Source organism: Thiohalocapsa marina (genome assembly GCF_008632335.1).
Lineage (GTDB): Bacteria > Pseudomonadota > Gammaproteobacteria > Chromatiales > Chromatiaceae > Thiohalocapsa > Thiohalocapsa marina.
Window position 1 is genome coordinate 1 of sequence record NZ_VWXX01000025.1, and the last position, 20272, is coordinate 20272.

Consider the following 20272-nt stretch of genomic DNA (forward strand, 5'->3'; position numbering starts at 1 on the left):
CTTCTTCTGTTCAACAGCGATTTCGCTCTTGCATCGCGGGGCGGACCATATATGGACAAGCGCAGCGCCGTCCACCAGCGGCAGCGGCAGCGCGGGGTTTTGTGGACGGCGCTGCGCTTGTCCACCCTCCGGCTACCGGCCGGCGCGATGATCAAGCCCCACAAGTTCCGCCAGGCTGCCAGATCATCTGACAGTACATTAAATCCGTGTCACGGCAACAGGTTCGAAAGCACGGTTTCCGAATTGCTTCAATAGTCAGCGGAGTGTGGCGCTATAAATGGTAGGGCATCCTGCCTCGCGTGGAAAATGCTGCATAAAGCAGCATTTCCCTAGCCGCCAGGCACTGGCGAGTCTGGTCAAAAGATCGGGATACTCGCGTAGCCCTTGGACTGATAGCCGATCTGCGAGACGAAGGTGTTGCCGACGAAATCGATGCCGGGCAGCAGCGTCTCGGCTTCCACGCCAAACAGACGGGCAGCGATCGAGCAAGCCTCCATGCGAACGCCGGGCTTTTGCTGCAGCGCCGCGATCTGCTCGGCCACCGCCTCATAGTGCTCGATCTCATCCAGCGGAACGTCAGCATGTTCGCTGGAGATCAACGGCAGGGAAGGCCCCCGAAAGGTGAAGACCATATCCGGCTCCACGCCCTGGCGCTTGAGATCGTCGTAGGTCTCGGCCATGACCTGCAGGTACAGGCGCAACTTCTTGGCATCGCCCATATTGATATCCCAGGCGACCTTGCCGGTCTCGACGCCCGCAAGCGCTTGAGTGTCCGCGGGCTTTTCCGCCAGCACAAGCGTGGGAAGCAGGCTCAGCAACCCGATCAGACAGGCGTAACGAAGGTGTGCAGCCATGGATGGGGCCTCCTTTGGTGAATGGGTCTGGTTGTGTGAGGAAAACGCTGATTTATAACGTTTTCAGCCAGCGACTGGGCTTGTAATGAATATACCGTCACCGTAACTGAGGGTGCTGCCGAGGGAGTCCAAAGACGGGACGGTTTATGTTTCTGGCCAATGATAGGGCTTGTCTTTCAGAGAGCATCATCGCACTTTGGGTCTTGTAATATATAAACTGTCGCTTTGATTTGCATTCAGTATACTGTCATTTTAAGAGTGCAATCGAATGATTGTCATGTTCATTCAGCAATAAATACACTGTCCCTGCGGTTGAGGGTCACCGGGATTGGCAGGTGAGCCTGATGGCGTGGTATTCGAACTGGATGCTTGGGTCCTGTCGGACTTGGTCGAGTTCGGCCTGCAGCGCGTCCATCAGCACCTGATCGGCGACGCCGGCGTGTTGCAGGTGCTCGGCGCCGGACAGCAGCAGGTCTTGTATGTAGTTCAGCAGCAGGTTGCGCCGTTCGGGGAACAGGCTGCTGGAGACCACGGGGAGGTCGCATGTGCGGACGTGCTGGCAGCGGTGGCGGCGCGCCAGATCCGCTAGACGGCGGCCGATCTCGGGGTCGCCGCCGTGGCGTTGCTGTGCGCAGAACAGGTCCCACCAGGTGCGAATGGCGGGTTGCTCCGGCAGAAAGCGGAAGGTGGTGTTGTCCACCTCGGTGCAGATCAGGCGGCCCCCCGGGGCCAGCACCCGCAAGGCCTCGCGAAACACGGCGTCTGCATCGGCCACGTGCTCCAGCATCCAGATGGTGATCACGGTATCGAAGGTGGCGTCGGCAAAGGGCAGGCAGGCCCCGTCGCCGCGGGCGAGCAAGGCCGCGTCACCGAGATGCCGCTGCGCGGCGCGCAGGTGGCTGATGCTCAGATCGATACCGGTGAGTTGCAACCCGGGCCAGCGCTCGGCGATGAGCGCCAGTTCGGCGCCGACGCCGCAGCCCAGTTCCAGCAGACGCCCGGCCTGCGGCAGCGTCAGGCCGTTGAAGACCACCGGCGCCAGCACCGCGGCCTGTTCCCGCAGGCGTTGTTCTTCCACCGGCCCGAAACCGTGGATATATTGCTCGGCCTTGGTGCGCATGGTTGATCCTGGAAGTCGCCGTTGAACCGCCGTGACGCCAAGTGCGCCAGCGAAGGCGCAGTGTGAGGGGTGAAGCGTGAAGGGTAAAGGGGGACAGGAAACTCCCACTCGAGTCTTGAACTTGCAGGCAAGGGATAGCGGTTCGCAGTTGAAAGCCCCGACCCCAACCCTGGTACCACCTCCGTTTTCGATTAGACTTGCAGTCTGACACATCGTCTTGCCATATGGAGTCCGCGCAGGTCTGACTCGCTTGCCGATCGTCGCGCCTGCTGGCCTTGTTGCGCCGGACGATTTCGGACGATTTCGCCAGCGAGCAGTTTCTGAACCAGCACGAGGCGGTGTGGTGTGTTCAGATCCATGCACAGTGCGCGCCCGTTCCCGAGGCCGTGCGCGACTACGATTTTGCCTCGCTGTTCGTTCGGCTGGGGCAGGCGGCGGGCCCGCGGGGCGGTGTGTCATGAGTCGGCGTGTACCGACGGCGTTGCGTTCTGGAGGTTGCTGTCAGTGATTATTGGTGTGCCGAAAGAGATCAAGGAGCAGGAAAACCGGGTCGGTGCCGTGCCTGCCATGGTGCATGATCTGGTGACCGCTGGTCATCGGGTGCTGGTGCAGGCAGGGGCTGGCAGCGGTGCCGGGATTTTGGATGACCAGTTTGCGCAGGCCGGCGCCGAGATCGTTGCTGACGCGGCGGCGGTGTATGGCGCAGCGGAGCTGGTGGTGAAGGTGAAGGAGCCGCTGCCGCAGGAGTATCCGCTGCTGCGGCCCGGGCAGATGCTGTTTACCTATTTCCACTTTGCCGCCAGCCGTGGACTGACGGAGGCGATGTGCGCCAGTGGAGTGCACTGCTTCGCCTATGAGACGCTGACGGTGGCCGGGCATTTACCGTTGCTGACGCCCATGAGCGAGGTGGCGGGGCGGATGTCGGTGCAGATCGGGGCCTTTTTCCTGGAGGCGCACAAGGGCGGTCGGGGCATCCTGCTGGGTGGGGTGCCGGGGGTTGAGCCGGCGCGGGTGCTGGTGCTGGGTGGCGGTCACGTGGGGGCGAACGCGGCACGCATTGCGGCGGGTCTGGGGGCGGATGTGCTGGTGATGGATGTGGATCTGCAGCGGTTGCGCTGGCTCAGTGACATCATGCCGGCGAATGTGCGGACGCTGGCGAGCAGCCCGTATGCGTTGCGTGAGCAGTTGCCCTCGGCAGATCTGGTGATCGGGGCGGTGTTGGTGAGTGGTGCCCGGGCGCCGATGTTGATCCGGCGGGAGGATCTGAAGCTGATGCGGGATGACGGGCCGGTGATCGTGGATGTGGCGATCGATCAGGGGGGCTGTGTGGAGACGAGTCGTCCGACGACGCATGCGGAGCCGACCTTTGTAGTCGATGGTGTGGTGCATTACTGTGTGGCGAACATGCCGGGTGCGGTGCCGCGGACGGCGACGTTTGCGTTGACGAATGCGACGGGGCCCTATGTGCGTTTGCTGGCGGACCTGGGGATGGCCGCTGCGGCGGCGCATCCGGTGTTGCGGACGGCGGCGAATGTGCTGGCGGGGCAGGTGACGCATGCGGCGGTGGCGGAGGCGTTCGGCCTTGAGTTTCGGGCGCCGGGTGATGTGATTCTCTGACGGGTTGTTCTTTTTGTTGGCTGTCTCGACTTCGTTCGAGACCCCCGCCCGCCAGCACCCAGCCCACCGGCCCTGCGCAACCAGCAGTTGGACGCGTGAGATGGTCGCGGCGGCTGTCGGCTAATGGCTGTCGGCTGGCGGCTTTAGTTTTGTTGGAGACGGGCTGGCGGGCTGGGTACCGGCAGTCGGGGGACGCCGTGAATCCATCCCTGGAGGCTTCACGATCGCATCCCTGCGATCGAGACCCCCGACCGCCGGTACCCAGCCCACCAGCCCTGCGCAACCAGCGGTTGGTGGCGTGAGATGATCGTGGCGGCTGGAAGCTAATGGCTGGCGGCTGGCGGCTGGCGGCTGGCGGCTGGCGGCTGGCGGCTGGCGGCTGGAGACTGGTGGCCATTGACACGTAACAAAGTCGTCCCGGCCGGGAAGCCGGGACCCAGGCCAGGGAGGGCAGGCACGTGCCGGCAGCGGACCTTTCGAACCCTGCCGATGCCACCCTCCCTGGCACTGGATTCGGGCATCCTGCCGGTCAGTTCCGCGCTGTCTGCTCTGCGACTCTGTGGTTGATCATGCCGCGGCCAGGAGCGACATGCTCATGTTGAGCGACTGGGGACTTGCGACTGGTGGCTGGTGGCTCTCCACTGACATCTTTCATCTTTGGGGATTTTAAATGACTGAGACTATCGGTTTTATCGGGCTGGGGATCATGGGGCGTCCCATGGCGTTGAATCTGGTGCGGGCGGGGTATCCGCTGACGGTGTATGCCCGGCGTCAGGTGTCGATGGTGCCGTTGCTGGAGGCGGGGGCGACGGGCTGTTCGAGTCCGGCGGAGGTGGCGCGCCGGTCTTCGATTGTGTTTGTCATGGTGTCAGATACGCCGGATGTGGAGCAGGTGGTTCTGGGCGATGAGGGTGTGATCGAGGGAGTGCGGCCTGGTGCGATCGTGGTGGACATGAGCACGATCTCTCCGTCGGCAACGCGGGCGATGGCGGAGCGGTTGCGCGAGGTGGGGGCGGAGATGCTGGATGCGCCGGTGTCCGGCGGAGATGTGGGCGCGGCGGCGGGGACCTTGTCGATCATGGTGGGTGGGTCGGAGGACGCGTTTTTGCGAGTGCGGCCGTTGTTCGAGGTGATGGGCCAGAACATTGTGCATGTAGGGGACAATGGTGCCGGTCAGGTGTGCAAGGCGTGTAACCAGGTGCTGGTTGCGCAGACGATTGCGGCGGTGGGTGAGGCGATGTTGTTGGCGCGTGCGTCGGGGGTGGATCCGGCGAAGGTACGGGAGGCGTTGCTGGGCGGGTTTGCCGGCAGCCGGGTGCTGGATGTGCATGGCCGGCGGATGCTGGAGTCGGACTATGTGCCAGGGTTCAAGGCGGCGTTGCACCAGAAGGACATGCGGATTGTGCTGGAGGCGGCGAGTGAGCTGGGCATCGGGTTGCCTGGTGCGGCGCAGGTGACGCAGTTGATCAATGCGCTGGTGGGTCAGGGTGAGGGGGATCTGGATTCGGCCGCGCTGCATCGGGTGCAGCAGCGGACGCATGGTAAGGCCTGAAGCTGCCGGTAGCGGTACCAGTGCCGTATGCTATTGGTAGACGGCGTCGGCAATGCCATTGACGACGGTGACGCTGGCGAGCCCTTGCTGGCCCTGGGGGCAGATGTAGTTGACGATGATGATGCGCTGCACGTCGGCGTCGGTTTCGCTGTCAGGCAGTTGGCTGACGCTGCTGCTGTTGTTGAGCAGGCAGCCGCAGGCGGTGAGTTGGTCGATGGTCATGCCGGGCTTGAGGGTGCAGTAGTGCCGCTCGGTCTCGGGGTTGGAGCCGCAGGCCGCGAGGCTGAGCGCGGCGAGCAGGGGCGGCAGGGTGCGGTAGGGAGTCACGTTGGGGTGTGGGCCTTGACGGTGTCGTTGACGGCGGTTTGCAGGGCGTCGAGGATGAGGCGGCTGGCTTCCTTTTCGTCGAGTTCCGGGATGTCCCAGCTCATGATGCGGCAGTATTTTTTGACCAGGTGCTGGACGTCGTGTTCGAGTTCGCGCTGGTAGCGGCTCATTTCGATCTGTTCCTGGCTTGGCATGGGGATGCTCCTTTGTCGGGCCTCTGGGTATGTGATTCTCGGGGCTGGCTTTGGGGCTGGCTTAGGGGGGTGGGCGAGCGGGGGGGGGGGCGGCCCGGGGGGGGCGCCCGGCTATAAAAACTTGGTGGATAATTTTAAGATAAAAGGCATAAAAAACCACCCCCCCCCGCCCCCCACACCCCGCGGCCCCCGCCCTCTGGGTATACCCCCCCCGCTGGGGGGGGGGGCCGGGGGGGGGGGGCGCGGGGGGGGGGGGGACGCCGTGAATCCATCCGTGGAGGCTTCATGATCGCATCCATGCGATCAAGACCCCCGCTCGCCGGCCCCCAGCCCGCTGGCCTTCGGGCATTGTGCTGGTGCCGCGCTGGTGTGCCTCATGTTGTCGATACGCCCGCTCGCCTTCGGGCATTGTGCCGGTGGCGTGCCTACCGGTGACTGAGGTGTTCGTGGTTTGGCCTTGTACCCACGCGCTGCATGGGCAGGCATCGGCACTATGCCGCCATGTACGGCCAGGCGTTGATTTGGTCCAAGAATGGACGAAAGTTAATCTGGCGGCAAGGGCGGGGTAACGGCGGTGGAATTATCCTGTTTGCTGAGTTGTTCCGCCGCCCTACCAGGTGAGGGGCGGGGCTGTTGCCGCCAGGCGGCGATTTCTGTTCTTGAGAGGGTGAGGGTAATGCGATTTTCATCGGTGTCGAAGGGAGCTGTTGCGGATCCGGGGCGGCAGATGCTGTCGGTCGAGGGTGCCGGTGTGCGTGCCGGTGTCGGTGCAGATACGCGCGGCGCTTTGCGTCGGCGGGCACTGGCAGTTGCGGTGGCTGTGACCTTGGGTGTCGCGGGGGCGATGGCGGTGTCTGATGGCTGGCGTGCGGCCCAGGCTCAGGGGGCCGAGGCGACGGTTCAGGGCGCGTTGTCGCGGGCGCCATTGGCGCAGCCGGCGGGGCCGCCGAGTTTTGCCGATGTGGCGGAGCGGGTGACGCCGGCGGTGGTGAATGTGACGGTGGAGCAGAAGCCGTTACGGCGGATGTCGATGCATGGTGTGCCGGAGGGCTCGCCGATGCATGAGTTTTTCAAGCAGTTCGGGTCCGTGCCGGAGATGATGCCGAGTCCACGAGAGGGCGAGGGCTCGGGCTTCATCATCGGTCCGGACGGGTATATCGTGACCAACAATCACGTGATCAGCGGTGCTCAGCGGATCGAGGTGACGCTGAATGACGGGTCTCGTTACGACGCCCGTGTGATCGGCCGGGATGCGAAGACGGATCTGGCGTTGATCAAGGTGGATACGGACAAGGCGCTGCCTTACGTGGATCTTGCGGACAGCAGCGAGGCGCGCGTGGGTGACTGGGTGCTGGCCATCGGCAATCCATTCGGTCTGGGCGGTTCGGTGAATGCGGGCATCATTTCGGCCCGCGGTCGGGATATCCAGTCTGGCCCCTATGACGACTATCTGCAGATCGATGCGCCGATCAATCGTGGCAATTCGGGTGGTCCGTTGTTTGATGCCCGGGGTCGGGTGATTGGCGTGAATACGGCGATCTACTCGCCGAGCGGCGGCAATATCGGGATCGGTTTCGCCATTCCGGCGGAGACGGCGGCGGACATCGTTGCGGAGTTGCGTGCCAAGGGTCGCGTGGAGCGGGGCTGGCTGGGGGTGCAGATCCAGTCGGTGACCGAGGCAGTGGCAGAGAGCCTGGGGCTGGATGAGGTGGCCGGCGTGCTGGTGGCGGATGTGTTGCCGGATAGCCCGGCGGAGGCCGCGGGTGTGCGCAGCGGGGATGTGATCGTGCGCGCGGCGGGTGAGCCGATGGTGGGGCATCGGGATCTGACGCGGTTGATTGCGGGGATCGATGCGGGCACGGAGGTTGAACTGGAGGTGGTGCGCGGCGGCAAGACGCGGGTGATGGAGGTGCGCATCGGTCGCATGCCGGGTGAGTCGCTGGCGGGCCGGGGCGCGCCGGAGGCAGTGGCGGATGGGCCGCGTATCGGGCTGATGCTGGCGCCGTTGACCCCGGAGCTGCGGGCGGAACATGGTCTGGAGGCGGATGCCTCGGGTGTACTGGTGGCGCAGGTGCAGCCGGGGAGTCCGGCGCAGTTGGCGGGCATCCAGGCGGGGAGCCTGATCTCGATGGTGGGGCAGCAGTCGGTGTCGACGCCGGATGAGGTTGCGGCAGCGGTGCGTGAGGCGTCGCGGCAGGAACGGGGGTCGGTGCTGTTGCGGGTGGAGCAGGGGGGCAAGCTGCGGTTCGTGGCCGTGCCCTTTGCTTGAGGTTGGTTGCTCTTATTGGGTGACGGCGAGCGGGCCGGGCCGGCTGGTGGCTTGACCTTCCTTGGAGGCGGGCTATCGCTTAGCGCTTCTTTGGGGACGGGCTGGCGGGCTGGGTGCCGGCGGTCGGGGGACGCCGTGAATCCGTCCCTGGAGGCTTCATGATCGCATCCCTGCGATCAAGACCCCCGCCCGCCGCCACCCAGCCCGCCAGCCCTGCACTGCTATTGGGCCCTGCACTGCTATCGGTTGGTGACTCCTCTGCGCGTTTTCTGCCCTGCGCGCTCTGCGACTCTGCGGTTAATCAAGCCGGGGCCAGGAGCGATATGAGTATCTCGAGCGGCTGGAGGCTGGAGGCTGGCATCTTGTGAATAGAAACCTATGCGCGTTCTGATCATCGAAGATGATCCGCAGCTGGCGGCCTATCTGGCCAAGGCCTTTGGTGAGCTAGGGGCGACGGTGGATCAGGCGGCGGATGGTCGCGAGGGATTGCTGCTGGGCGCGGGCAATGCGTATGACGTGATGGTGATCGATCGCATGTTGCCCTCGCTGGACGGGCTGGGCATCGTGCGGACCTTGCGCGCGTCGGGCAATCAGACGCCGGTGCTGATCCTGAGCGCGCTGGGTGAGGTGGATGATCGCGTGGATGGATTGCGCGCGGGCGGCGATGACTATCTGGTGAAGCCGTTTGCCTTTTCCGAGCTGCATGCGCGGGTGGAGGCATTGTTGCGTCGGGCCAAGCCGGGGGATCAGCCGGAGACGCGGTTGCAGGTGGCGGATCTGGAGATGGATCTGCTGACACGGGAGGTGATGCGGGCGGGGCAGCGCATTGCGTTGCAGCCGCGGGAGTTTCGGCTGCTGGAGTATCTGATGCGTCATGCGGGGCAGGTGGTGACGCGCACGATGTTGCTGGAGCAGGTCTGGGATTACACCTTCGATCCGCAGACCAATGTCATCGATGTGCATATCAGCCGTCTGCGGGGCAAGATCGACAGGGATTTCGAGCCGCCGTTGTTGCACACGGTGCGCGGGGCGGGCTATGTGATGCGTGACGCTACGCGGCATGGCTGAGTCCGGCGGGGCCGGGCTGGGGCCGTCAGCCCCGGCGCGTTCGGCGCGTCGCATCCTGTCCAGTTTCACCTTCCGGCTGGTGCTGTTGTACGTGCTGCTGCTGGGGGGCTCTGCCGGCATTCTGCTGGGATTCATCTACTGGTCTACCGCCGGCTACATGGCGCGGCAGACGGATCTGACCATTGGGGCTGAGATCCAGGGCCTGGCGGAGCAGTATCGCCGGCGCGGGCTGTCGGGGCTGTCGACGGTCATTGCGGAGCGGGTGGCGCGTGATCCGTCCGGGGCGATGGTGTATCTGCTGGCGGACGGCAGTTATGCACCGCTGGTGGGCAACATCGATACCTGGCCTGGCGTGGAGCCGGACCGGGACGGCTGGATCGAGTTCCGTCTGCGGGAGGCGGCGGCTTCGGAGCTGGGCGGCGCCGGCCGCGAGCACCGGGCGCGGGCCAAGGTGTTCCGATTGCGCGGCGGGCAGCGGTTGCTGGTCGGCCGGGATGTGCGCGAGCTGACCGCCACGCGGGACCTGATTCAGGAGGCGCTTGCCTGGGGGCTGGCGATCACTGCGGGCCTGGCCCTGCTCGGGGCCTGGTTTCTCAGCGGTGGTGTGCTGCGTCGCATCGAGGCGGTGAACCAGGTCTGCCGCGAGATCATGGAGGGGGATCTGTCGCGGCGCGTGCCGACGGACGGCAGCGGCGACGAACTGGACCGGCTGGCGCTGAACCTCAATCGGATGCTGGCGCGGATCGAGGAGCTGATGAGCAGTGTGCGGCAGGTCTCGGACAATATCGCCCATGACCTGCGCACCCCATTGAGCCGCTTGCACACCAAGCTGAGCCAGTTGCGGGATGCGGCCTTGCCGGGGGTGGCTGCGGCTCAGGTGGAGGCGGCCATCAACGACGCCGAGGAGCTGTTGTCGGCGTTCAACGCGCTGCTGCGTATCGCGCGGGTGGAGTCCGGTGCGCGGCGGGCGGCCTTCGGCGATCTGGACCTGGCGCCGCTGCTGTCGGATGTGGCGGAGTTCTACGAGCCTCTGGCGGCGGACAAGGGGCAGCAGTTGCGGGTGGAGTTGGCCGGTGCCGGTACCGGTGTCGGCGCCTTGCGGGTGCACGGGGACCGCGATCTGCTGTTTCAGGCGATTGCGAATCTGCTGGACAACGCCATCAAGTACACGCCCGCTGGGGGGCGCATTGGCGTTCGGGCTATGCGGGAGGGCGACCGGGTGCAGGTGGATGTCAGCGATTCCGGCCCCGGTATCCCGGCGGAACTGCGCGACAAGGTGCTGCAGCGTTTCTTTCGCGTGGATGCCAGCCGCAGCGCTCCGGGGCATGGACTGGGGTTGAGTCTGGTGCAGGCGGTGGCGCAGTTGCACGGCGCCGAGCTGCGTCTGGATGCGGCCGGACCCGGATTGCGGGTGAGCATGCGATTGCCGGCAGTGGCAGATGTCGTGCCTGATGGGCCCCGACGTCAGGCCAGTGGGCAGGACGGGATGCGCGCGGGGATTGAGGCGGGGCTCAGGTAGTCAAGGCCGCCGGCGAGCACCGGCGGCCTTGGGGGCGCCCTTGGAGGCGCCCGTACGGCCGGGGCTTATTCCGCCGCCGCGCGGGCCTGCTCCAGCCAGGCGTCAAAGGTGTCGCGGTGGGCCTTGATCCAGGCGTCGGTGTGGCGCTCGATGTCCCGGGCGCTATCTTCGCCGTCGCGCATGCGCAGGTTCTGGGCACTGATGTCGTTGTTGCTCAGCTCCATGATCGCGAACAGCCTGGCGGCCGCGGGATTGGCCTCGGCCCATTCACGATTGGCGATGATGTGCTGGGTGTTGGCCTGGAAGCCGTAGTTGGAGCCGTCCGGCAGCGAGGTGTCCACATCGGTGCGCTCGCCGGGCAGCGCACTGAAGGGCACCTGCAGCCAGACCACGTCCTTGCCGGGCACCAGCACGCCGCTCACCCAGTAGGGGGTCCAGGTGTAGTAGAACACCGGCTCGCCCTGCTCGTAGCGGGCAATGGTGTCGGCCATCACGGCGGAGTAGCTGCCCTGGTTGTGGGTGACGGTGTCGCGCAGGCCGTAGGCATCCAGGTGGTGCTCGATGATCTTCTCGCAGCCCCAGCCCGGGGTGCAGCCGGCCAGATCTGCCTTGCCGTCATCGTTGCTGTCGAACAGCTTGGCGATCTCCGGATCCTTCAGTTGCTCGACGTTGGTGATGCCATGCTTGTCGGCGGTGGCCTTGTCGATCAGGTAGCCTTGCAGCGCGCCGGCGGAGTAGACGCCTTCGCGGAACAGCTTCTCGTCACCGCCGGCGGTCTCGTAGAAGTCGATGTGCAGCGGATCCCAGTGGTCGGCCATGAAGGTGGCATCGCCGTTGGCCAGGGCGACGTGCCCGGCGGCGTACTCGATCTCCTTGATGTCCTCGACCTCGTAGCCAAGCTCTTCCAGGGCCTTCATCACCAGCAGGGTCTGGAAGGTCTCCTCGGCGATGGAACTCTTCAGTGGCTGGACCTCGATCCCTTCGCCGGGCAGCTCGCTGGCGACTGCCGTGCCGCCGGCCAGGCAGACGGCGGAGAACAGGGCGGTTCGCAAGCGGGGGTTCAGGTTGAATGCGGTTGGCATGGTTGGGTCTCCGTTGGCTGTTGAAGGCAAGGATGCTGAATGGATGGGAGTGGTACGGATGGGTCTCAGGACTCGGCGCGCCCCACCAGGCGCATGACCACTCCGGCGGGGCCGGTCAGGTACCAGTGCCGGGCCGGCTTGGTGCGGTCCGACTGGCCCACGGCCTGGGTCATGCGGTCGAGGATGATGGCCAGCAGCACGATGCCGATGCCGCCGATGGTGGCCAGGCCCATGTCGAGCCGGCCGATGCCGCGCAGCACCATCTGGCCGAGACCGCCGACGGCGATCATGGAGGCGATGACCACCATGGACAGGGCCAGCATCAGCGTCTGGTTGACGCCGGCCATGATGGTGGGCATGGCCAGGGGCAGCTGCACCTTGAACAGGAGCTGCCGCGGCGAGGCGCCGAAGGAACGGGCCGCCTCGACCAGATCGGACGGGACCTGACGAATGCCCAGGTTGGTGAGCCGGATCAGCGGCGGCAGGGCGAAGATGATGGTGACCACCACGCCGGGCACGTTGCCGATGCCGAACAGCATGACCACCGGCACCAGGTAGACGAACGCGGGGGTGGTCTGCATGGCGTCCAGCACCGGGCGGATGGTGGTGGCGGCGCGGTCGCTGCGGGCCAGCCAGATGCCGGTGGGCAGCCCGACCACCAGGCAGAAGAAGACAGAGGTCAGCACCAGCGCCAGGGTGACCATGGCCTCGGACCAGGCGCCGATCAGGCCGATGGTGAGCAGCGACAGCACGGCGCCGATGCCCAGCCGGCGGCCGCCCGCCTGCCAGGCCAGCAGGCCGATGAGCAGGATCATGAGCACGTCCGGCACGGCCAGCAGGGTGGCCTCGATGCTGCTGAGGGTGCCGTCGATGGGCCAGCGTATGGCCTGGAACACCGGCCGGAAGTTGTCTACCAGCCAGTCCAGGCCGGAGTCGACCCAGTCGCCGACGGGGATCACCGCGTCCTGAAACGGGTGCAGCAGGTCCAGGGCCGGTTCCGCTTCGCCGGCGCCGCTGCTGGCCAGCCAGTCGCCGGCGGTGTCGGTGGCGGCGTCATCGGGGCCGCCCCAGGGGTTGGAGGCCCCGGCAGGTTCCTGCGCTTCTGCCTGGGGCGGCACGGGCGGCGCTGCGTCAGCACCGGACCAGGGGTTAGATGCGTTGTCTGCTGACGGGCTTGCTGCTGCCCAGGGGTTGGATGCGTTGTCTGCTGACGGGCTTGCTGCCGCCCAGGGGTTGGTGTCTTCAGCCATGGTCAGGGTGTCTGCTGTTGTTGGGTGCCCGTGGCCGTCGGTGCCGGGGCACCGCTGGCCGGCGGGTCACGTCGATTCGGGCGAGTCGGGCCGGTGCAGGCGTGGGTTCATCCTTCCCGGTCCAGCGTTTCGAGCAGGCTGGCCTTGGTGATGACGCCGCGGTAGCGATTCTGCGCGTCCACCACCGGCAGGCCGCAGGCGGTGCTGGCCACCACCCCGAGCAGGTCGCTGATGGGGGTGTCGGCGCTCAGTGTCGGCACCTCCGGCAGGTAGGCGCGACTGAGCCGGGGTGCGCTGCTGCGCAGTTCCGTCTGCAGCGAGTCCAGGGAGACCACGCCGTGGAAGCGCTGCCCCTTGTCCACCACATAGCCGTATTCGCGGTCGTGCTCGCGCAGCAGCGACAGCGCTGCGCGAACGCCCTCGTCGTGGCGCTCGATGACGGTCACCTGCTTCTTGCGGGCGATGTCGCCGGCCTTGAACACCGCGGCCACGTCGACGCCGCGGAAGAACGAGCGCACGTAGTCGTCGGCGGGATTGCGCAGGATCTCATCGGGGGTGCCCACCTGCACCACGCGCCCACCCTCCATGATGGCGATGCGGTCGCCGATGCGCATGGCCTCGTCCAGGTCGTGGGAGATGAAGACGATGGTGCGGCTGCTGTGCTCCTGCAGTTGCAGCAGCTCTTCCTGCATCTCGCTGCGGATCAGCGGGTCGAGGGCGGAGAAGGCCTCGTCCATCAGCATCACGGACGGGTCGTTGGCCAGGGCACGGGCCAGGCCCACGCGCTGCTGCATGCCGCCGGAGAGCTCGTCCGGATAGCTGTCGGCCCAGGCTGCGAGCCCCACCTGTTCCAGCGCGGCCAGGGCGCGCTTGTGGCGCTCCGCGGCGCCGACGCCGGCCAGTTCCAGGCCGAAGGCGGCGTTCTGGCACACCGTCAGATGCGGCATCAGCGCGAAGGACTGGAACACCATGCTCATGTCGCGCCGGCGCAGCTCCAGCAGCTCCTGCGGGCTGATGGCGGCGATGTCGCGACCGTCGACGATGACCTTGCCGGCGCTGGGCTCGATCAGCCGGTTCAGCAGCCGCACCATGGTTGACTTGCCCGAGCCGGACAGGCCCATGATGACGAAGATCTCGCCCTTGCGGATGGAGAAGCTGGCGTCGCAGACGCCCACGGTCTGGCCGGTGCGGTCGAAGATCTGGTCCTTGTCCACCCCTTCGCGCAGCAGGCGCAGGGCCTCCTCCGGCTGGTCGCCGAAGATCTTGTACAGATTCTCGACAACGACCTTGACCTCTTGGCCGTTGCCGCTGGATGCATTGGATTCGTTGGTGCGTGGCTCGTGGTGAGCCGCTTGTTCGCGTCCGCTCATGGTCGGGAGACGCTCCGGTTTGCGATGACAGCGCGCCGATGCCGACGGCCGATGGGATCGGGAGGATGTTCCCGGCGAAGCTTGGCTGGTGACTGACAGGGGGCCGGCAGCATGGTGCAGACTGGCCCGGTACGACTCAGGCTAGAGACCCGGTTGCACCATGTCAAATCAGCCCCGTCCGCGGCGCGCGCACGTACCGCGGACGAGTTGGCTCAGAAGTAGTAGCCGAAGTTGATGTTGAAGCGGAAGTTCCAGCGGTCGTTGCCGTTGGCACCGAAATCGCCGACACCGTCAAGGATGTTGCTGTAGTTGTCACCCTTGCTGCCGACAAAGTAGTTGCCGTTGGACCAGGCCGCGTCGGTGTAGATGTACCAGCCCTGGCGTGCCCAGGCGGCGCCGAGGACGAACAGCTCGCTGTCGTTGAAGCTGCTGTCTTCCTTGACGATGCTGCTGTACTCGACATAGGGCCGCACCGAATCCAGCCAGGGGATGCGGTTGGCCTGGTACAGGTAGCTCAGCGACACGGCCGGCACCCAGGCATCCGTGGCGGCGGGCCAGGCGAAGTCGAATGCGCCCATCGGGATCAGTTCGTCGGTGCCGAGCAGGTTGTCGTCATCGATGTTGAACTTATAGCGCGTCAGCTGGGTGGCCAGCAGCCAGTTGTTCCAGCTGTTCTTCATGTGCACCGAGGCGGCCCAGTGATCGCCGTCGTCGGCGCGGCGGCCATGGAGCTGGCCATACTGCAGCGAGACGCCGATCTCGGTGGGAATGGCGATGTCGTCCAGGCCGTAGATGGCGCGGATGTTGAACTGGTTGCGCTCTTCGTAGCCGTTGGGGGCGGCACCGATGACATTGCCGTCGGCGTCCAGCGCGGACTCCCAGATGACCGAGTCGTAGCTGTAGCGGGCGCTGTCCTCGCTGGTGCCGTTGCCGTTCCACTCGCTGCGGGCGTAGTAGGCAAAATCCAGGTCCCAGTCGCCGATGCTGGTGACGTACTTGATGCCCACATCCATGTCGTCCGCCAGGCCAAGGTAGTAATGCTGGTCGAAGAACCAGCTCTGCGAGACGCCGTAGGCGCCGGGGCCAAAGGGCACGCGGTTGACGCCGACCTGCACCTGGCTGCCGTTGTCGAAGTTGTAGCCGACCCAGCCGGTGTGCAGGAAGTTGTAGCCGTCGTACCAGCGGTACTCCAGCTTGCCCACGATGTTCTCGTAGTTCAGGTCTACGTTGATGCGGAAGACGTCCAGCTCGAAGTTGCCGCCGTTGCCGCCGCGGGAGGGGCCGCTGCCGCCGCCGGGGTAGTCGCCGTTGACGTAGTTGGCGCGGATGGCGCCGCCGACGGTCAGGGGGCCGAGGGTGATCTTGTCCGCCTCGGGCTTGGCCTTGACGGGCTCGGGACAGCGGCCGGCCTCGTCCGGGCAGACCGTTTCCAGGGTCATGCGGGCATCGGCCAGCTCGCGCTTGGCCTGTTCGAGTTCTGCCTGGAGCTCGGCGATGCGCTGTTCCAGCGCGTCGGTGGTGGCGGCAGCCAGCGGGGTGGCGCCAACCAGGGCCAGGGCGGGGAGGGCAAGCAGCGCGGCCCTGGCGGGACGCGTGCCATAGGTCGATGGTGTAACGGGACCTGCCCGTCGTGCGTTGGAAGACATAGGCGCCTTTCGGGTTGCGGTTGCATCAGAGGCGTCTGCGAGCTGTTGCGCTCTCGCGACGCCTTTTTCAAAATAACGCCATCTGTTGCCGTGATGCAACTGCCGGGCCAATCCCCAGACTGCCGTCTCATTCGCAAGGCAATCCGCATGAACCCTCTGATCGACGGATTCGTCGCCAGCCACTGGCATCTGCTGCTGGGCGCACTGGTGGCCTTTGTCCTCTGGCAGGTCGCCGTGCGCCTGCTCGGTGATCCGCCCATGAGCGAACGCTTCCCCCGCGCGCTGGCAGCGCTGGATGTGCTGCTGCTGCCGTCGGCCTGCCTGATTGCCGGTGGCCTGCTGCGGCTGGCCGGCGCCGGTCTTGCCGCGCCGTCGTTCGAGGCCGGTCTGCGCGGCGCGACCTGGCTTGCGGTCTACCTGGCACTGGCCTGGTCGCTGGGCCACCTGCTGGCGGTCTCGCTGCATCAGCGCGCCAGAGAGGCGGGTACGCAGCGGGTACCGAAGCTCATCGTCGGCCTGGTCTACGGGGTGCTGCTGCTGTTTGCCCTGGGGCTTTTCATGTGGCAGCGCGGTTACTCCTTCGCCGGGCTGTGGGTGTCCACCGGCGTGGCCGCGGCGGTGCTGGGCCTGGCGTTGCAGAAGACCCTGAACGACCTCTTCTCCGGGATCGCGCTGGGGCTCGAGGGGCCGTTCAAGATCGGCGACTGGCTCGAACTGGGCAACGGCACTCTCGGGCAGGTGGTGGACATGAACTGGCGCGCCACCCATCTGCGCGGCTGGGACAATGCCACTCATGTGATCCCGAACGCCCGCTTGGCGGGCGATGCGTTCAAGAACCTGCACGGCGAACGCCACCTGTATGCGCCCTGGTATTTCGTGCAGATACCGGCGGACGTGGATCCACGCTTTGCCACCGCGCTACTGCTGGATGCGGCGATGCGTTGCGAAAGCGTGCTCAAGTTTCCGAATCCGGTCGTGCGGCTCGCCGATGGCGCGAGCCTGCCCTACCGTTACATGGTCTGGGTGCACCTGAAGAACTATCCGGCCATGTTCCGGGCGCGCGAGGAACTGTTCCGTGAGATCCACCGGGGCTTGCAGGAGGCGGGCATCGAGATCGCGCCCCAGGTGCAGGAGATGCGCACCCGCCGCGCCCGTGTCATGACCGCGGAGCCGCCCACCATCGCGCTGGCGCTGAAGGGGCTGGATCTGGCAGCGAACCTCACCGACGACGAACTGGCCCGGATGGCGTCCAGCAGCCAGTACTGCCACTTCAACAGCGGCCATGTACTGGTTGCCGAGGGGGCCATCAGCGATGCCTTCTACATCATTGCCGGCGGGCTGGTGGATACCGCGGTGCGCTTGCCGGACGGCACGCGCAAGATCGTGGAAACGCTGGAGCCGGGCAAGTACTTCGGCCTGGCCGCGATGCTGACGCCGGAACCGAGCTTTCTGGAGTATGTCGCCAACACCGACGTGACGCTGATCCGTGTGGATCTGGACTGCGTGCGCGACATCGTGGCCGCCCGGCCTGAACTGTCGGACCGGCTGGCGGCGGTGGTCAAGGCCCGGCTGGATGTGGCCGAGGCCGCGCGTGCCGTGAGCCGTCGGGATGCACGGCGTCTGTCACTGCGGGATATCCGCGCCAGCGTCGAGCGGCGGATCCGCGGAACCGGCCGCGGCGGTTCCGATCGCCGACGGTGAGGCCGGGGCGGGCTGGCCTCAATCGGAACCGCCCTGTGCATTTGCTGCGGTTGTGGTTCGCCGTGGGGCGCCCCATCTGCCAGGGCAGGGGGAGGTAGGGTCACAGTCCGACGCCCCCGACTCGGTCCATCACTGCTTCCCGGCTTAGCCGCCGCCCCGGAGACGATCATGCGCAACCGTTCCGCCAATCCATTCGCCGCTGCCCTTTTGCCATTAGGCCTGACTCCCGGCCTGACGCTTGGTCTCATCCTTGGCCTGATGCCCGGACTGGTGTTCGCCCAGGTCGCTGGCCAGCCATCAGCCCAAATGTCTGGCCAAATGCCTGCTGCGATGTCGGCGGGCCACACCGGCTGGGCGCTGGACCCGGCGCGCTCCCATGTGGCCTTCGTCACCATCAAGTCGAAGGACGTGGCCGAGGCGCACAGCTTTGCCGATGTGGCCGGAAGCGTCGACACCGACGGCAAGGCCACGGTGGTGCTGATGCTCGATAGCGTCGAGACCCTGGTGCCCATTCGTAACGAGCGCATGCGCGAGCTGTTGTTCCAGACGACGAACTACGGCGACGCGGCACTGACGGCCAGGATCGATCCGGCGCTGCTGGCCGGCCTGCGGACCGGCGACATCGAGGCCGTTGCCGCCGAGGGGCAGTTGTTGCTGCACGGCCAGACCCAGCCGGTGGTGCTGGACATGCAGGTGGCCCGGGTAGCGGATGACACCTTGATGGTGGCGAGCCGCAAGCCGCTGCTGATCGAGGCGGCGGACTTCGGCATGGCTGACGGGGTGGAGCGGCTGCGAGAGATCGCCGGACTCGACAGCATCAGCCATGCGGTGCCGGTGAGCTTCGTGCTCACCTTCGTCGGCATCGCCGATTGATTTGCCCGGGCTTGCGCACAGGCCGGCTCGCCCAAAGCGAGTCGTCCAAGACGTTGAATATTAACCGCTGAGGCGCAGAGGACGCAGAGGTTACGAAGAGGGTCTGGAGGCGCCCGAGGAGTAGGTTGCCCAGCGCGCATACAAACCGTGCAACGCTTGACGAAGTCTTGTCTTGCCTCCGTGTTCTCTGCGCCTCAGCAGTGGTCAACGGCCAGGCCGCGACGGAGGCAACTGCCGCGTCAGGCGGGGTCCGTGTTGTCTCCGCCGACGCAGGGGTGACGCTCGATGCCGGCCTCGGCCATGGCCACCGCGCGGAAGATTGCCCGGCCCTTGTTCATGGTCTCCTTCCACTCCAGCTCCGGTACCGAGTCGGCAACCACGCCGGCGCCGGCCTGGATGTGCAGCGTGCCGTCCTGGATCACGGCGGTGCGGATGGCGATGGCGGTGTCCATGTTGCCGTTGAAGGCAAGGTAGCCCACGGCGCCTGAATACACGCCGCGCTTCACCGGCTCGAGTTCATCGATGATCTCCATGGCGCGGATCTTGGGCGCGCCGGACACGGTGCCCGCGGGGAAGGTTGCGCGCAGCACGTCCATGGCCGTCATGCCGTCCTTCAGCTCGCCGGTGACATTGCTGACGATGTGCATGACGTGAGAATAGCGCTCCACGATCATGCGGTCGGTGAGCTTGACGCTGCCGATCTTCGCGACCCGGCCGCAGTCGTTGCGGCCCAGATCGATCAGCATCAGGTGCTCGGCCAGTTCCTTCGGGTCCGCCAGCAGTTCCTGCTCCAGGGCCAGGTCTTCGTCTTCCGTGTAGCCGCGCCGGCGGGTGCCGGCGATGGGGCGCACGGTGACCACCCCGTCTTCCAGTCGGGTAAGGATCTCCGGCGAGGAGCCGACGATCTGGAAGTCGCCCAGATCGAGAAAATACATGTACGGCGAGGGGTTCAGGCCGCGCAGCGCACGGTACAGGTCCAGCGGCCGGGCCTGGAAGGGGATGGACAGGCGCTGGGACAGCACTACCTGCATGCAGTCGCCGTCGAGGATGTAATCCTTGATGCGTTCCACCGCCTGCTTGAAGCCGTCTTCGGTGAAGCCCGAGACGAAGTCGGTCTCCGCCACCGCCCGCCCGCCGGCCTCGGGATGGCGCGGCGCGCCGCGCTGCATCTGCGCCACCAGCGCATCCACCCGGGCCTGGCCGGTGGCCGGGGTGTCGCCCGCGGTGGGATCCAGGTGCACGATGATGTAGATGCGCCCACGCAGGTTGTCGAACACCACCAACTCTTCCGACACCATCAGCAGGATGTCGGGGGTGCCCATGCGATCTTCGTTGGGGCAGGGCATCAGGCGCGGCTCGATGTAGCGCACCGTGTCGTAGCCGAAATAGCCCACCAGCCCGCCGGCGAAGCGCGGCATGTCCGGGTGCTCGGCGACGTTGAAGCGTTGCTGGAAGCCTTCGATCCAGGCGAGCGGGTCCGCCGCCTCCGCCTCCTCAACGCGCTGGCCGTCGCGTTCGATCAGGATGTGGTTGCCGAACACCTTCAGCACGCTGCGGCAGGGCAGGCCGATGATGGAGTAGCGGCCCCACTTCTCGCCGCCCTGCACGGATTCGAACAGGTAGGAGTAAGGCCCCTCGGCGAGCTTCAGGTAACAGCTTAGCGGAGTGTCGAGGTCCGCCAGCACCTCGCAGACGTAGGGGATGCGATTGCGGCCCTGGGCGACGAGGGCATCGAATTGTTCCGGACTCATAGTTCGCGGCTCCAGACGGATGAATGCAGTGACGGGGTTAGTGGGCGTGCCGGCAGCAACGCCATCGACGTCCAGGATT

At 66.0% G+C, this 20272-nt stretch carries 17 protein-coding genes; 8 read left to right on the plus strand and 9 right to left on the minus strand.

All coding sequences use genetic code 11. The features are described from left to right. A partial coding sequence (locus F2Q65_RS19710; RefSeq protein WP_211354042.1) for a hypothetical protein occupies nucleotides 1-255 on the plus strand: 255 nt, incomplete at its 5' end. 101 nt (nucleotides 256-356) lie between these two features. Here F2Q65_RS19710 and F2Q65_RS13690 read toward each other — a convergent pair. Continuing rightward, nucleotides 357-854: a DsrE family protein gene (locus tag F2Q65_RS13690; RefSeq protein WP_150093975.1), complete on the minus strand. Its 498-nt coding sequence runs from the start codon at nucleotides 852-854 to the stop codon at nucleotides 357-359. Nucleotides 855-1173: 319 nt separating this feature from the next. Further along, the gene (locus F2Q65_RS19510; protein ID WP_170265708.1) at nucleotides 1174-1974 is read right to left on the minus strand and encodes a class I SAM-dependent methyltransferase; all 801 of its coding nucleotides are present in this window, start codon (nucleotides 1972-1974) and stop codon (nucleotides 1174-1176) included. A 357-nt stretch (nucleotides 1975-2331) separates the two neighbouring features. Between F2Q65_RS19510 and ald the strand changes: the two genes are divergently transcribed. Further along, a complete protein-coding gene (ald, locus tag F2Q65_RS13700; RefSeq protein WP_342782241.1) occupies nucleotides 2332-3591 on the plus strand; it encodes an alanine dehydrogenase in 1260 nt (419 codons plus the stop codon). Between the two features lie 670 nt (nucleotides 3592-4261). Further along, complete coding sequence (locus tag F2Q65_RS13705) at nucleotides 4262-5143, plus strand: 2-hydroxy-3-oxopropionate reductase (protein ID WP_150093978.1); 882 nt, start codon at nucleotides 4262-4264, stop codon at nucleotides 5141-5143. A gap of 30 nt (nucleotides 5144-5173) precedes the next feature. Here F2Q65_RS13705 and F2Q65_RS13710 read toward each other — a convergent pair whose 3' ends face one another. Together F2Q65_RS13710 and F2Q65_RS13715 are read right to left on the minus strand one after the other, a co-directional pair. Continuing rightward, complete coding sequence (locus F2Q65_RS13710; RefSeq protein WP_150093979.1) at nucleotides 5174-5470, minus strand: hypothetical protein; 297 nt, start codon at nucleotides 5468-5470, stop codon at nucleotides 5174-5176. Then, nucleotides 5467-5664: a hypothetical protein gene (locus F2Q65_RS13715; protein WP_150093980.1), complete on the minus strand. Its 198-nt coding sequence runs from the start codon at nucleotides 5662-5664 to the stop codon at nucleotides 5467-5469. Before F2Q65_RS13715 ends, F2Q65_RS13710 begins: the two co-directional genes overlap by 4 nt. A gap of 727 nt (nucleotides 5665-6391) precedes the next feature. Here F2Q65_RS13715 and F2Q65_RS13725 point away from each other — a divergent pair. From F2Q65_RS13725 to F2Q65_RS13735, 3 genes are all read left to right on the plus strand, one after another. After that, a complete protein-coding gene (locus F2Q65_RS13725; protein WP_150093981.1) occupies nucleotides 6392-7933 on the plus strand; it encodes a DegQ family serine endoprotease in 1542 nt (513 codons plus the stop codon). A 378-nt stretch (nucleotides 7934-8311) separates the two neighbouring features. Continuing rightward, nucleotides 8312-9001 carry a winged helix-turn-helix domain-containing protein gene (locus F2Q65_RS13730; RefSeq protein ID WP_150093982.1) on the plus strand — a complete coding sequence of 230 codons (690 nt, stop codon included), beginning with the start codon at nucleotides 8312-8314 and terminating at the stop codon, nucleotides 8999-9001. After that, nucleotides 8994-10520, plus strand: coding sequence for a sensor histidine kinase (locus F2Q65_RS13735; RefSeq protein ID WP_150093983.1), 1527 nt, complete (start codon nucleotides 8994-8996; stop codon nucleotides 10518-10520). Before F2Q65_RS13730 ends, F2Q65_RS13735 begins: the two co-directional genes overlap by 8 nt. A 65-nt stretch (nucleotides 10521-10585) precedes the next feature. Here the strand turns inward: F2Q65_RS13735 and proX are convergent, their stop codons facing one another. The 4 genes from proX to F2Q65_RS13755 all read right to left on the minus strand — a co-directional run bounded on the left by proX (nucleotide 10586) and on the right by F2Q65_RS13755 (nucleotide 15661). Beyond that, nucleotides 10586-11602 carry a glycine betaine/L-proline ABC transporter substrate-binding protein ProX gene (gene proX / locus F2Q65_RS13740; protein WP_150093984.1) on the minus strand — a complete coding sequence of 339 codons (1017 nt, stop codon included), beginning with the start codon at nucleotides 11600-11602 and terminating at the stop codon, nucleotides 10586-10588. A gap of 65 nt (nucleotides 11603-11667) precedes the next feature. Further along, a complete protein-coding gene (gene proW, locus F2Q65_RS13745) occupies nucleotides 11668-12852 on the minus strand; it encodes a glycine betaine/L-proline ABC transporter permease ProW (RefSeq protein ID WP_150093985.1) in 1185 nt (394 codons plus the stop codon). Between the two features lie 107 nt (nucleotides 12853-12959). Next, on the minus strand, nucleotides 12960-14222 hold the full coding sequence (gene proV / locus F2Q65_RS13750) for a glycine betaine/L-proline ABC transporter ATP-binding protein ProV (protein ID WP_150093986.1): 1263 nt from the start codon (nucleotides 14220-14222) through the stop codon (nucleotides 12960-12962). A 212-nt stretch (nucleotides 14223-14434) separates the two neighbouring features. Continuing rightward, nucleotides 14435-15661 (minus strand): hypothetical protein, encoded by a 1227-nt coding sequence (locus F2Q65_RS13755; RefSeq protein ID WP_386115090.1) that lies wholly within the window; start codon nucleotides 15659-15661, stop codon nucleotides 14435-14437. A gap of 354 nt (nucleotides 15662-16015) precedes the next feature. Between F2Q65_RS13755 and F2Q65_RS13760 the strand changes: the two genes are divergently transcribed. Together F2Q65_RS13760 and F2Q65_RS13765 are read left to right on the plus strand one after the other, a co-directional pair. Then, the gene (locus tag F2Q65_RS13760) at nucleotides 16016-17569 is read left to right on the plus strand and encodes a mechanosensitive ion channel family protein (protein ID WP_150093987.1); all 1554 of its coding nucleotides are present in this window, start codon (nucleotides 16016-16018) and stop codon (nucleotides 17567-17569) included. A gap of 168 nt (nucleotides 17570-17737) precedes the next feature. Further along, nucleotides 17738-18442, plus strand: coding sequence for a YceI family protein (locus F2Q65_RS13765; protein ID WP_246156223.1), 705 nt, complete (start codon nucleotides 17738-17740; stop codon nucleotides 18440-18442). Nucleotides 18443-18681: 239 nt separating this feature from the next. On the opposite strand, the gene trpE is transcribed toward F2Q65_RS13765, so the two are convergent. Beyond that, nucleotides 18682-20193 (minus strand): anthranilate synthase component I, encoded by a 1512-nt coding sequence (trpE, locus tag F2Q65_RS13770; RefSeq protein WP_150093988.1) that lies wholly within the window; start codon nucleotides 20191-20193, stop codon nucleotides 18682-18684. Between the last annotated feature and the right edge of the window lie 79 nt (nucleotides 20194-20272).